The organism is Polaromonas sp. P1_H6 (genome assembly GCF_056405195.1).
The window spans coordinates 1-12358 of record NZ_JBFUCN010000053.1; the positions used below are offsets into that span (position 1 = coordinate 1).

Here is a 12358-nt window from a genome sequence, read left to right on the forward strand (position 1 = left end):
TCTGGGTCCCCTGCGCTTCGCTACGGGGCAACCTGCGGTGCTCGACTACGGCGGGGTCTCGCGCAAACTCGCCTTCGGCTCAAACAAGCGCGATCCCTGATCCGCCTACGTCTGCGCTCCTCGGCCCAGCCAGGACGGGGCAATCGGGATCGGAAGCGGGAACAGAAGACAGAAATACAAAGAACAAACCAAGATAAACAAGGACTCGCCACGGCGAGTCCTTGTTTCTTATGTATTGGTATTCCTTCCCCACCCCTTGTGGATGCGCCGAGGAGCACAGGGCCAGACGGATCAGGGCAAAAACTTGTTTGAGCCGCAGGCGAGTTGTTTTTGACCCCGGCTGGACCGAGCACCGCAGGTTGCCCGTAGCGAAGCGAAGGGACGCAGCAACCAGGGTCGCCTTTTCTTTTGCTTACTTTTCTTTTGGCGAAGCAAAAGAAAAGTGAGTAGCCGCCGGGCTACCCCCGGCCAGCAACACTCAGCAAAGAGCGCAAAGACCGAAGCAAGATCGGCCCAAAATTAGACCATTTCACCACCCCTTGTCACAATCAACCAGCCCCATCCGTCTTGCCGGTATATGGACAACGCTCCCTCCCCTTCGGCCGAAAACTTTGACCCCCACCGCCCACGCCTGCTAGGCATCGCCTACCGCATGCTGGGCTCGCACGCCGATGCCCAGGACGTGGTGCAGGACGCCTGGCTGCGCTGGAACAGCGCGCGTCCTGATGACTTGCGCAGCGCCGAAGCTTGGCTGGTCACCACGGTCACCCGGCTGTCCATAGACCGGCTGCGTGCCGCCAAGACCGCGCGCGAGCACTACACCGGCTTCTGGCTGGCCGAGCCGGTGCTGACTGATACCCAGGACTCGCCTGAGCAGATGCTGGAATTCGCCGGCGACATTTCGCTGGCCTTTCTGGCCGTGCTGGAGCGCCTGACGCCCGATGAGCGCGCGGCCTTCCTGCTGCGCGAGGTCTTTGACGCCGACTATGCCGACATGGCCCGCACGCTGGGTAAAAGCCAGGCCGCCTGCCGCCAGCTGGTCAGCCGCGCCAAGGCGCAGGTGCGGGAAGGCAAAACGCGTTTCAGCGTCAGCCGCGAAGAGCATTTGCGGCTGCTGGCACGCTTTGCCGCGGCGGCGCGTGAAGGCAATCTGGCCACTATCAAAAGCCTGATCAGCGAAGACGCCAGCCTGGTCAGCGACGGGGGCGGCGTGGTGCCGTCTTTCGGCCAGGTACTGCGCGGCGCCCAGCGGCTGGCCCAGCTCTATTTCGCCACCGCGCTCAACCATGGGCCGGCACAGCGCCTGGAGATCGCCGACATCAACGGCGTGCCGGGCCTGCTGCGTTTTGTGCATGGCCGGCTCGAGTCGGTGCAGTCGCTGTACTTCGAGAACGGCCTGCTGGCCGAGATCCACACCCAGCGCAACCCGGCCAAGCTGGTGCGGGTGCTGTCACAACTCGAGGAAGCGGGCCGTCTTAAGGGGTGAAGCTCCCGGTTGTCGGGGGCTCATTGAACTTCAAGGAGTTTTCACCCATGAGCACGATTTCCATGCCCTCGGCCAACGGCCGCCTCCAGCACCGCAAGGTGATCCCCGAAGCCGTGGGCGCCCTGGGCGCCGTCAATGCCACGCTGGAGGACTCCACCCTCGGCATGCGGCTGATAGACCTGGTGCGCCAGCGCATCTCGCAGATCAACGGCTGCGCTTATTGCGTGGACTCGCATGCGCGCGACCTGCTGGCCGGCGGCGAAGACCTGCAGCGGCTCAACAGCCTGAGCACCTGGCGCGAAGTCACCTTGTTCACCGAACGCGAGCGCGCCGCGCTGAACTGGGCCGAAAGCCTGACCCTGCTCCCGCAGACACAGGCGCCCGACGAAGACTTCGACGCCCTCGCCGCGTATTTCAACGAACGCGAGATCGCCGAGCTGACCATGGCGGCGGCGCTGATGAATGCCTGGAACCGCATAGGCGTGGGCCTGCGCCTGCCGGTCCGGGCCGCTCCCCTGAAAGTGCCGGTGGCCTGAACGTTTGGAGAAAAAGTACCTTCAGCACGGCACGTTGCCGTGTGTGAGGGTGGGCGCGCGCGCGGCGCGTCAATGTCTCAAGGCCCTCAATGGGCGTGGTGCTGCGATCTCCAGACTTTGAACTTGTCATAAAGCACACGCTCCAGGGCCCAGCCCGATGTCAGCGTGACCAGCAAGCCCATGACCAGCGCATTGAGCATGGCGTTGTCATGCCCGGCGTAGTTCCAGACCCAGGGCGAAATCATCAGGCCCACGCCCAGCAGGGCATTGGCCCAGTCGTCCAGGTGATTGGGCAGGAAGAGGTCTTGCGACGCGAGGACGATGACGGCTACGCCCACGACCACCGAGCACCATGCCGCCGCCTCGGGCAGCGCCAGCGCCCAGGGCGCGATGCATAGCCAGAGCCCCACGAAAATTTCCAGCCTGTCCTGCCAGCGATTGAGGGTATCCATGACAACCTCCGTAGTGAAGCCAAGGGAGTTTCAGTGTAGGACTCCGGTAAAAATAAGCAACGGAGGCCGGCAGACCCTGAGAGCGCAGATGTCTTTGCGTCCCCGGCGGCCGTGGCCTTGCCGTCAACCGCCCTTGCCGCGCATGATGGCCGCGGCGACGTCGGCCGTGGTTTCGGCGTAGCGCTTGAATTCCATGGTGTAGGTCGCGCGGCCCTGCGTGAGCGAGCGCAAGGTGGTGGAGTAGCCGAACATCTCCGACAGCGGCACCTCGGCGCGCACCAGCTTGCCGCCGCCACCCGCGATGTCCTCCATGCCCTGCACCATGCCGCGGCGTGACGAGAGGTCGCCCATCACGTTGCCCATGAAGTCCTCGGGCGTTTCGACTTCGACGGCCATCACGGGCTCCAGCAGCACCGGTTTGGCGCGGCGCATGGCTTCCTTGAAGGCCAGCGAACCGGCCATGCGGAAGGCGTTTTCGTTGGAATCCACGTCATGGTAGGAGCCGAACACCAGCGTGGCCTTTACGTCCACCACCGGGTATCCCGCCAGCACGCCGGCCTTCAGCGTTTCCTGTATGCCCTTGTTGACGGCGGGAATGTATTCACGCGGGATCACGCCGCCCTTGATGGCGTCGACGAATTCGTAACCCTTGCCCGAAGGCTGCGGCTCCAGGTTGAGCACGGCGTGGCCGTACTGGCCGCGCCCGCCCGACTGCTTGATGAACTTGCCTTCGACGTCGTTCACCGCCTGCCGGATGGTTTCGCGGTAGGCCACCTGCGGCTTGCCGACGTTGGCCTCAACGCTGAACTCACGCTTCATGCGGTCCACCAGGATCTCCAGGTGCAGCTCACCCATGCCCGAGATGATGGTCTGGCCGGATTCCTCGTCGGTGTGCACGCGGAACGAAGGGTCTTCCTGCGCAAGGCGGTTCAGCGCGATGCCCATTTTTTCCTGGTCGGCCTGGGTCTTGGGCTCCACTGCCTGCGAGATCACCGGTTCGGGGAAGATCATCTTCTCGAGGATGATCACGTGGGCCGGGTCGCACAGCGTGTCGCCGGTGGTCGCGTCCTTCAGGCCCACGGCCGCGGCGATGTCACCGGCGCGCACTTCCTTGACCTCATTGCGTTGATTGGCGTGCATCTGCAAAATGCGGCCCAGCCGCTCGCGCTTGCCCTTGACCGGGTTGTAGACCGTGTCGCCGGCCTTGACCACGCCCGAGTACACACGAAAGAAAATCAGCTGGCCGACGTAGGGGTCGGTCATGATCTTGAAGGCCAGAGCCGAAAAAGGCTCGTCGTCTGTTGGGTGCCGCTCGGCCTCGCCCTCGTCGTCTTCGGTGTGGCCCAGGATGGCCGGCACGTCCGCCGGAGAGGGCATGTAGTCGATCACCGCGTCCAGCATGGCCTGCACGCCCTTGTTCTTGAAGGCGCTGCCGCACAGCATGGGCACGATCTCGTTGGCAATGGTGCGCTGGCGCAGGCCCTGCCTGATTTCGTCCTCGCTCAGGGGTTCACCGGCCAGGTATTTGTTCAGCAACTCGTCATTGGCTTCGGCTGCAGCCTCAATCATCTTGGTGCGCCATTCGTTGGCGGTGTCCAGCAGCTCCGCCGGGATGTCGCCGTACTCGAAATGCACGCCCTGGCTGGTGTCGTCCCAGATGATGGCCTTCATCTTGACGAGGTCGACCACGCCCTGGAAATGATCCTCGGCGCCGACCGGAATCTGCACCGGCACGGCCACGCCTTTGAGGCGTTCGCTGATCTGGCGCTGCACGCGGAAGAAATCGGCGCCCACGCGGTCCATCTTGTTGACGAAGGCCAGGCGCGGCACCTTGTACTTGTTGGCCTGGCGCCAGACGGTTTCAGACTGCGGCTGCACGCCGCCTACGGCGTCGTAGACCATCACCGCGCCGTCGAGCACGCGCATGGAGCGCTCGACCTCGATGGTGAAGTCCACGTGGCCCGGCGTGTCGATGATGTTGATGCGGTGCTCGGGGTAGTTGCCCGCCATGCCTTTCCAGAAGGCCGTGGTCGCCGCCGAGGTGATGGTGATGCCGCGCTCCTGCTCCTGCTCCATCCAGTCCATGGTGGCCGTGCCCTCATGGACTTCGCCGATCTTGTAGTTCACACCGGTGTAAAACAGGATGCGTTCGGTCGTCGTGGTCTTGCCGGCGTCGATGTGCGCGCTGATGCCGATGTTGCGATAGCGCTCTATGGGGGTATGGCGGGGCATGCTGAACTCCTTTATGACCCGGCCTGCGCGTCTTGGAGTTGTTGGCGTGGCCGGGCCCGTCAGTTTGCGCCAAAGTGCCGGGTTTTGCTTGGCTGTTTTCCTGCAGCCACATTGACGGCAGGCCTAGGGTTCAGGTTCTCAGCCGCTTTGCAGCATTTGTGCCATGAAGGCCGGCAAGGGGCGTCCGTCTGACAGCAGGTATTTCGCCATGGGGATCACCACCTCGCGCACCGAGGCGCGCGCGCTCATCCGGTCGCGCCAGGCCAGCAGCCGTGGTGTCTCCGCCGTGAGAGGCGCGCCCATGCGCTCGCCGAAAATCATTGCCATGTAGAGGGCGATGTCGGCATTCGAAAAATCCCCGGCCATGTAGTCCTGTCCGTCCAGCAGCGGCTCCAGGTAGCGGTAAAAATCCCGTGCGCCCTGCAGCGCCGCGACAGCCTGTGGGTCGCCCAGCTTGTCCTGCAGGCCCATCAGCTTGATGACATGCGGAAAGTAGACCTCGTCCGAACGATGCTCCAGCTGGCGAACCCGTGCGCGCTTGACGATGCCGGTGAGCCACAGCGCCGGTTCGGGCTTGAGGTCTTCGAGGTATTCCAGGATCTGCGTCGAATCGAAAATTTCCAGCTCACCGTGCACCAGTACCGGCACCTGCTTCTTCGGGTTGATGCGAACCACTTCCGGATTTTTGGGTGAATAACCTTCGGCTTGCGTGAAGGGCACCATGACGAGCTCAAAGGCAATGCGTTTTTCGATGGCCGCGATCTGCACTTTGGCGCCGAACATGCTGAGGCGGGCCGAGTACAGGCGGATGGACGGCGATGTGGAGGCGGAGGGCATGGTGTGGGTGTTCCGTGTGAGGCCAAAAAATTCAATGCGTGGAGGACGGCGGTTCGCGATCGAACAGGCCGGGCGCACCGCCGATTTCGGCGCCCTCGATCAGCAGCATGCGCAGCTTGGTCGAGACACCGCCCGGCGCCGAGAAGCCGCCCGACTGCGCGCCCGAAGCCAGCACGCGGTGGCAGGGCACGATGATGGGGAAAGGGTTGTGCCCCAGCGCCTGCCCCACGGCGCGCGCGGCGCCGAGGTCTCCCAATAAGGCCGCTATCTCACCGTAGGTCTTGGTCTTGCCCGGCGGGATGTCCTGCGCGGCCGTGTACACACGTAGGTGGAAGGGGGTCTCGTTGCGCAGGTCCAGCGCGCAGAAACGCAGGTCGCGGGCTTCGCCTTCGAGCAGGGCCACCATGCCGTCTATGGCCTGTTGCTCGGCGGGCGGCGGCGCTCCGGCTTCGAGCATAGCGAACCGCCGGTGCAGGCGCGACAGCATGCGGCCATCGCTCTGCTCAGGCAGGCGCACGGCGGCGATGCCGTGGCCGTTCCACACCAGCGCGCACTGCCCGATGGCGGTGGAAAAAAGCGTGAAGTGATGGAGTTCGCTGTCGGTGCTCATGCTGCGCTCCATGCTACACGCGCGGCGCTCCCGGAGAGGAATGTAAGAATTAATTTCGTTACCTCTCTTGCATGCTGCCCAAGCTTTTAATTTTTCAGCGACGTACCATGCCTTCTTTTTTGAAGGAACTCACATGGCAACACCGTTCTTTGGCAAGCGAGAAAACGAGACACCGACGGGCCTGCGGAACAGCCCCGGAAACGGCTACGGCAACAGCGGCTCCGCCAGCACGCTGCATTCGGCTCCGCTGTCCAGCCAGCAGAACAATGCCGCCAAACCCGTGAACGAAGCCGCGCCGTCCACCAGCACCGCCAAGGAAGGCGGCAGCAAGCTGACGGTGGGGCCCAACATCAAGCTCAAGGGCGTGGAGATCACCGACTGCGACACGTTGGTGGTTGAAGGCCTGGTGGAAGCCACCATGGATTCGCGTGTGATCCAGATCGCCGAGCAAGGCGCCTTCAAGGGCTCGGCGGAAATCGACGTGGCGGAAATCCGCGGTGAATTCAACGGCAACCTCACGGTGCGCCAGAAGCTGGTGATTTATTCGACCGGGAAGGTCACCGGCATCATCCGTTACGGCAAGCTGGTGATCGAAGAAGGCGGCCAGCTTTCGGGCGAGATCCTGTTTGGCGCACTGGCCGCGGCCAAGCCGGCCAATGCGGTGAAGCCGGGTTTACAGGCGGTGTAGGAGACTTAAAGCAACAAGCAGGCGCGGTTCACCGCACCATCGAAAAGCCACATCACTTTCCCTCCGTTCGCGGCAGGGAGGTGATGCGGTGTTTTCGCGTTCGCCCTTCGCTTACAACCAGCGGAAGGCCAGCGGGATCAGCGCGGAGGCCAGCACCACCTGCAGGCCCAGCGCCAGGCCGGCATAGGCGCCCGCGTCGGCATTGACCTGCAGGGCCCGCGCCGCGCCCAGGCCGTGGGAGACCGTGCCCAGCGCGAAGCCGCGCGCGGCCCATCCTGCGGCGTCACGCGGAATGCGCAGCGCGTCAAACAGGTATTTGCCGCTGAGCGCGCCCACCAGCCCCGTGATCACCGCAAACACGGCCGCCAGCGCCGGGATGCCACCTATCTTTTCGGCAATGCCCATGGCCACTGGCGCGGTGACCGATTTGGGCGCAAGCGACAAGGTCACTTCCGAAGGCAAACCCAGCGCCCAGCCCATCAACAGCGCGGAGCCACTGGCCGCGATGCCGCCCGCCAATGCCGCCAGCAGCAGCCGGCCCCAGCGCCGGCGCAGCTCTTCGCGCCGCAGCCACAGCGGCCAAGCCAGCGCCACCACCGCAGGCCCCAGCAGGAAATGGATGAACTGGGCACCCGCGAAATAGGTAGGGTAGGGCACGCCGGTGGCCAGCAGCGCACCGGCCAGGCACACCACCGTCCAGAGCACCGGGTTGGCCCAGGGCGCCTGGCCCAGGCGCGCATAAACCGCTTGCGCCAGCGCATAGACCACCAGCGTGGCCGTCAGGCCGAACAGTGGCGTGGCCGACAGGTAGACCCAGAGTTCGACGAATTTAGGCATCCGGTGGCTCCCCTGAAGCCGCGCCGCCGCGGTCCCGCAACAGGTGCAGGGTCAGCACGGTGACCCCCAAACCGGCCAATGTGGACACCACCACGGCCAGCAAAATGCGCACGCCGTACTGGCTCACGAGCGAAAGATGGGTCATGACGCCCACGCCGACAGGCACAAAGAGTAACGAAAGGTGCGAGAGAAGAAAGTCTGCGCACACTGACACAGGCCCTCGCACCAGCTCTGCACGAAGGCCAATCAGCAGCAAAACCATGCCGATCACCGGCCCCGGAAAGGGCAGGGAAAAGCCGCGCGAAAGCAGTTCCCCTATGGATTGAAAAATCAGTAACCAGGCCAGTCCGCGCAAAGCCGTCATCGCGTGAACCTTCCGGCGGAAGAGCGGTGTGTCGATGCCTGGGCAGCGCCCGTGATGCGTTTACGGGCTGGCAAAAAGATCCCCTTGCGGCCACTCCTTCACCGCGTTGGCTGCGCCCCATAACGCCTGGTCGATATCCTTGAAGAAGGCGCGGCGCCCGGACGGGTCCGGCCTGGAATTGAAGGCCGCCACCCATGCATAGCCCTGCCGGGTTCTCAACGCCAGGGTTTGCAGGCCCGGCTGGCTGCCCGTGTGCCACCAGTTGTCACCCTTGTCGCTCCTGACCACGTGGATGCCCGCCGCGTAGAAGTTGCGCGGATCATTTTCTTTTGCCAGCACGGGCTCGCTGCGCATGACCCGCACCGAGTCTTCATTGAGCAGGCGCTTGCCCCGGGCGCCGTCGATCGCCAGGAAGAATTTCAGGACATCCGTCGGCGTTGCCACCCACGCACCCAGCGCATCCATGTTCTCGACGGAGTAGGAGCCGTAGGGACTGGGTACATTCGCGTTCGAGACGCCGGGTGCGCCGCGCTGCAGCGGCTCTCCGGGAAAGGGGTAGTACCTTGTTTCGCCGGGCCGGCTTTCGGTGCTGCTCGCGGCCTGAAAGCCTTTGCCGATGACGGGCTGCAAAAACTCCCTGCTGCTGAAAGCCCGATAGGACTCGCCGGTGACGGTTTCCACAATCCTGCCAAGCATGCAGTAGCCGGTGTTGGAATAGGCGAAGCGCTCGCCGGGCGTGAAGTCCAGTTTCTCCTGCAGCGAGTCCCGGATGATGGCGTCGCAGCTGACGGGCGATACGCCTTGCCGGCGGGCGACTTCCCTGAGCCGCGGCTGGAAGAAGGGATCACCCGAGCGCTCCCGGTCAAAGCCGCCTGAATGCTGCAACAGGTGGCGGATGCGGATGTCCCTGGCGCGCGGGTCGGCGGGCGGTGCAATCACGACTCCGGCTTTCTCGAGCAGGGGCAGCGCCGGGTCGTCCAGCTTCAGCTTTCCATCCTCGGCCAGCTTGAGTACCATGACCGCCGTCAAGGTCTTGTTGATGCTGCCCATGCGAAAAAGGGTTTGCGGCGCCATGGCCTCCTGCTTGTCCTTGTCGGCATGGCCGTAGCCCTTGGCGAGCAGCAGCTTGCCGTCTTTGGCCACGGCCAGGCTGGCGCCCGGGATGTTGTGTTTCTGGATGAGTTCCAGCATGGCTTTGTCGAAAGGCTCGAGATGGGGCAATGCGCTGCCCTGGTCCAGGCAGAGTCCCCACTGCGGAAGCCATGCCAGCAAAGCGCCCGCCAGTCCGCAGAGCAGCCGTCGGCGCGGGGCGAGGGGACTGAGGGGACTGTTGGCGCGAGAAGGTGTTGCTGGCATTGTCTGGCCCGTGCTTTTTTGCCCAGTCTACGTCTTCGCCATTCGGCTGTGCGTTCTGCCTAGAAACGCGGCAGGTCGGGATGCTTGATCTGCCCGGCCCGCACCAGCATTTTTCCGTATTCGGCGCAGCGGTTCAGCGTGGGGATCACCTTGCCCGGGTTAAGCAGGCCCTTGCTGTCGAAGGCGCGTTTGACGCCGAACATCTGCTCATTTTCCGCGGCCGAAAACTGCACGCACATGGAATTGAGTTTTTCCACGCCCACACCGTGCTCGCCCGTCACGGTGCCGCCCATGGCGACGCTGGTCTCCAGGATGTCGGCGCCGAAGAGTTCGCAGCGGTGCAGCTGGTCGGGGTCGTTGGCATCAAACAAAATCAGCGGGTGCAGGTTGCCGTCGCCCGCATGAAAGACGTTGGCGCAGCGCAACTGGTATTTTTTTTCCATCTCGGCAATCGCCAGCAGGATGTCGGCCAGGCGCTTGCGCGGAATCGTGGAGTCCATGCACATGTAGTCAGGGCTGATGCGGCCCGATGCGGGGAAGGCGTTCTTGCGGCCGCTCCAGAAACGCAAGCGCTCGGCTTCGTCGCGGCTCACGGCGATGGCTGTGGCGCCGCAGCGGCGCAGCACCTCGCTCATGCGGCCGATTTCTTCCTCGACCTCTTCGGGCGTGCCGTCGCTTTCGCACAGCAAAATCGCCTCGGCGCTGAGGTCGTAGCCGGCGTGCACAAAATCTTCCACGGCGGCCGTCATGGGCTTGTCCATCATTTCCAGGCCCGCCGGGATGATGCCGGCGGCAATCACGGCGGCCACGGCGTCGCCGGCCTTGCGCAGGTCGTCAAAGCTGGCCATGATGCAGCGCGCCAGGCGGGGCTTGGGCACCAGCTTCACGGTGACCTCGGTGGTCACGGCCAGCATGCCTTCGCTGCCGATGATGATGCTCAGCAAATCGTAGCCGGGGGCATCGAGCGCATCGCCGCCGAATTCGACCTCTTCACCTTCAACCGTGAAGCCCTTGACCTTGAGCACGTTGTGCACCGTCAGCCCGTACTTGAGGCAATGCACACCGCCCGAGTTTTCGGCCACGTTGCCGCCTATGGTGCAGGCGATCTGGCTGGAGGGGTCAGGCGCGTAGTAAAGGCCCAGCGGCGCGGCCGCCTCGGAGATCGCGAGGTTGCGCACGCCGCCCTGCACCACGGCCGTGCGGCTGGCGGCGTCGAGCTTGAGTATCTTGTTGAACTTGGCCAGCGACAGCGTGACGCCCAGCGCGTGCGGCATGGCACCGCCGGAAAGCCCGGTGCCGGCGCCGCGCGCGACAACCGGTACGTCCAGCGCATGGCAGGTCTTGAGCACGGCCTGCACCTGGGCATAGGTCTCGGGCAGGGCCACGACCAGCGGCCGCTGGCGGTAGGCGGTCAGGCCGTCACACTCGTAGGGTGTGGTGTCTTCATTGTTCCAGAGCAGCGCGTGTGCCGGCAGCACGGCCTGCAACGCGCCGACCACCTGCGCCTGGCGGTCATGGCGTTCAAGCGGGGGCTGTTGCCAGGCTTCAGCGGGTGCGTTCATGGGCGGCCTTCGGGGATGAAACCGGCTCTGGCCGGTAATGAAGGCACTTTAATGCAAAGCCGGGGCCGGCGGCGTGAAGAAAATGAAGGTGTTTTGTGAAAAACGAATTGGCTGCGGCGGTCCATCATGCCAATGCGCCGCGCTTTGCCCCCCGGTCACTCCTTGCGGATGTCGAATAGCTCCAGAGCCTCGTCAACAAGATAGAAATTGCTGCCGTTTCCACCGCGCGCTTTTGCATCAAATCGCACGACGCGGCCAAGTTCAGGTGCATACCATGCGTTGGCGGTGTATGGCGCGTAGGTCCTGTTGTTGCCCCGCTCTGTAGAACCCTTGAACTCGACCCGCATGATGCGAAGCTCGCGCTCGCCGATGCGCATGGTCGACTCGTCCGTTGCGCGGGCCGTGACGTTCATCCCGATTCGCTGGTTTTGCATCCGGGTTTCGTAGCGAAGCTGCCACGTCTGCCCGGGCTCCGGTGTCTTGTTGACCCAGCCGCGCGGCGGCATTGCCAGTTCATATTCTCCGGCGATGATGCTGCCGAGCGTGACAACCTCGCCACCGGCCCGCTCCACCCGGCCTCCCTGGTTGAAGATCAGCTGGTCTCCATCCGTGCGGTCCAGGCGGTACCTGATGTTTTGCGTCATTCCTGAGATTCGATCGCGCAGCCGGTACTCGAAGACCTGCGCGCTTGCTGCCTGGGCCTGGGTGGTCGCGGCGGGTTTGTTGCGTTCATTGCGCGCTGCCAGCGCCGCCGCTGCGCGCGCAGGGACTTCGGCAATCCAGGCGGCCGGCAAGGCGAAATTCACGTTTTGTGCATCGCGCAAGATAAAGGTGGTGATGCCAATCAGGCGGCCTTGCGCGTCAAAAAGGCCGCCGCCGCTGGAACCCGGCGAAATGGGTACGGTGACTTGCAGCGCGACGAACTCATCATTGTCTGCACGGCGGACGCCGGACAGAAGGCCATCGCTGATCGTCATTTCCAGCCCGCGCGGATTTCCAATAGCGTAGACCCGGGAGCCGATTTTCGGCAATTCCGCGGGCGCTACGGTGACCGGCGGCGCGTTGAAATTGGCCACCTTGAGCAGGCACAGGTCGCGCGCGGCGTCCGCGTGTTCCAGGGCGGCGCCGTAAGCGACGTTGTCGCGGGTCACCGAAACCTTGCGTGCCTTGGCCAGCACATGGCAATTGGTGATGAGCGAGCCGGCTCGAATGACCACCGCGCTGCCTGAAGCAATTGGCCTTCCCGCGTCATCAACGGTCTTGACGGCCCAGATACTGGGCGACAGGCGCTCAAACAGCTGTTCCGGGCTCGGCGTGGCATTTTGCGCAAGGACATTGCCGCCAACCAGCAACAGGCCTATGCCGCGAAGCATGAATTGAAATATCACGGTGCGTCTC

The 12358-nt window shown here is 64.0% G+C and carries 12 protein-coding genes; 3 read left to right on the forward strand and 9 right to left on the reverse strand.

The window, feature by feature from the left end; translation table 11 throughout:
• The first annotated feature begins 577 nt into the window (after positions 1-577).
• Both sigJ and AC1D1F_RS24425 read left to right on the forward strand, forming a co-directional pair.
• Positions 578-1486: an RNA polymerase sigma factor SigJ gene (sigJ, locus tag AC1D1F_RS24420; protein WP_477697292.1), complete on the forward strand. Its 909-nt coding sequence runs from the start codon at positions 578-580 to the stop codon at positions 1484-1486.
• 47 nt (positions 1487-1533) lie between these two features.
• A complete protein-coding gene (locus AC1D1F_RS24425; RefSeq protein ID WP_477678828.1) occupies positions 1534-2022 on the forward strand; it encodes a carboxymuconolactone decarboxylase family protein in 489 nt (162 codons plus the stop codon).
• Positions 2023-2108: 86 nt separating this feature from the next.
• On the opposite strand, the gene AC1D1F_RS24430 is transcribed toward AC1D1F_RS24425, so the two are convergent.
• The 4 genes from AC1D1F_RS24430 to AC1D1F_RS24445 all read right to left on the reverse strand — a co-directional run bounded on the left by AC1D1F_RS24430 (position 2109) and on the right by AC1D1F_RS24445 (position 6153).
• A complete protein-coding gene (locus AC1D1F_RS24430) occupies positions 2109-2474 on the reverse strand; it encodes an SPW repeat protein (protein WP_477678829.1) in 366 nt (121 codons plus the stop codon).
• A gap of 123 nt (positions 2475-2597) precedes the next feature.
• Positions 2598-4706, reverse strand: coding sequence for an elongation factor G (gene fusA / locus AC1D1F_RS24435; RefSeq protein ID WP_477653882.1), 2109 nt, complete (start codon positions 4704-4706; stop codon positions 2598-2600).
• 138 nt (positions 4707-4844) lie between these two features.
• Positions 4845-5543, reverse strand: a complete 699-nt coding sequence (locus AC1D1F_RS24440) for a glutathione S-transferase family protein (RefSeq protein WP_477678831.1) — start codon at positions 5541-5543, stop codon at positions 4845-4847.
• Positions 5544-5574: 31 nt separating this feature from the next.
• Positions 5575-6153, reverse strand: coding sequence for a methylated-DNA--[protein]-cysteine S-methyltransferase (locus tag AC1D1F_RS24445; protein ID WP_477697291.1), 579 nt, complete (start codon positions 6151-6153; stop codon positions 5575-5577).
• 133 nt (positions 6154-6286) lie between these two features.
• Here AC1D1F_RS24445 and AC1D1F_RS24450 point away from each other — a divergent pair, with 133 nt between their 5' ends.
• On the forward strand, positions 6287-6841 hold the full coding sequence (locus AC1D1F_RS24450) for a bactofilin family protein (protein ID WP_477677872.1): 555 nt from the start codon (positions 6287-6289) through the stop codon (positions 6839-6841).
• A 111-nt stretch (positions 6842-6952) separates the two neighbouring features.
• Here AC1D1F_RS24450 and AC1D1F_RS24455 read toward each other — a convergent pair whose 3' ends face one another.
• The 5 genes from AC1D1F_RS24455 to AC1D1F_RS24475 form a co-directional block, all read right to left on the reverse strand.
• Entirely contained in the window at positions 6953-7678 is a 726-nt protein-coding gene (locus tag AC1D1F_RS24455; RefSeq protein WP_477677871.1) for an LrgB family protein, read from the reverse strand.
• Positions 7671-8042 (reverse strand): CidA/LrgA family protein, encoded by a 372-nt coding sequence (locus AC1D1F_RS24460; protein ID WP_477677870.1) that lies wholly within the window; start codon positions 8040-8042, stop codon positions 7671-7673. Before AC1D1F_RS24460 ends, AC1D1F_RS24455 begins: the two co-directional genes overlap by 8 nt.
• A gap of 60 nt (positions 8043-8102) precedes the next feature.
• Complete coding sequence (locus AC1D1F_RS24465) at positions 8103-9314, reverse strand: serine hydrolase domain-containing protein (RefSeq protein ID WP_477697290.1); 1212 nt, start codon at positions 9312-9314, stop codon at positions 8103-8105.
• A 143-nt stretch (positions 9315-9457) separates the two neighbouring features.
• Positions 9458-10960 (reverse strand): FAD-linked oxidase C-terminal domain-containing protein, encoded by a 1503-nt coding sequence (locus tag AC1D1F_RS24470; RefSeq protein WP_477677868.1) that lies wholly within the window; start codon positions 10958-10960, stop codon positions 9458-9460.
• 155 nt (positions 10961-11115) lie between these two features.
• A partial coding sequence (locus tag AC1D1F_RS24475; protein WP_477700872.1) for a S1C family serine protease occupies positions 11116-12358 on the reverse strand: 1243 nt, incomplete at its 5' end.

Bases quoted from the DNA above. Each gene is read 5' to 3' on its own strand.
- sigJ (WP_477697292.1), top strand. From the start codon at position 578: ATGGACAACGCTCCCTCCCCTTCGGCCGAAAACTTTGACCCCCACCGC.
- AC1D1F_RS24425 (WP_477678828.1), top strand. From the start codon at position 1,534: ATGAGCACGATTTCCATGCCCTCGGCCAACGGCCGCCTCCAGCACCGC.
- AC1D1F_RS24430 (WP_477678829.1), bottom strand. From the start codon at position 2,474: ATGGATACCCTCAATCGCTGGCAGGACAGGCTGGAAATTTTCGTGGGG.
- fusA (WP_477653882.1), bottom strand. From the start codon at position 4,706: ATGCCCCGCCATACCCCCATAGAGCGCTATCGCAACATCGGCATCAGC.
- AC1D1F_RS24440 (WP_477678831.1), bottom strand. From the start codon at position 5,543: ATGCCCTCCGCCTCCACATCGCCGTCCATCCGCCTGTACTCGGCCCGC.
- AC1D1F_RS24445 (WP_477697291.1), bottom strand. From the start codon at position 6,153: ATGAGCACCGACAGCGAACTCCATCACTTCACGCTTTTTTCCACCGCC.
- AC1D1F_RS24450 (WP_477677872.1), top strand. From the start codon at position 6,287: ATGGCAACACCGTTCTTTGGCAAGCGAGAAAACGAGACACCGACGGGC.
- AC1D1F_RS24455 (WP_477677871.1), bottom strand. From the start codon at position 7,678: ATGCCTAAATTCGTCGAACTCTGGGTCTACCTGTCGGCCACGCCACTG.
- AC1D1F_RS24460 (WP_477677870.1), bottom strand. From the start codon at position 8,042: ATGACGGCTTTGCGCGGACTGGCCTGGTTACTGATTTTTCAATCCATA.
- AC1D1F_RS24470 (WP_477677868.1), bottom strand. From the start codon at position 10,960: ATGAACGCACCCGCTGAAGCCTGGCAACAGCCCCCGCTTGAACGCCAT.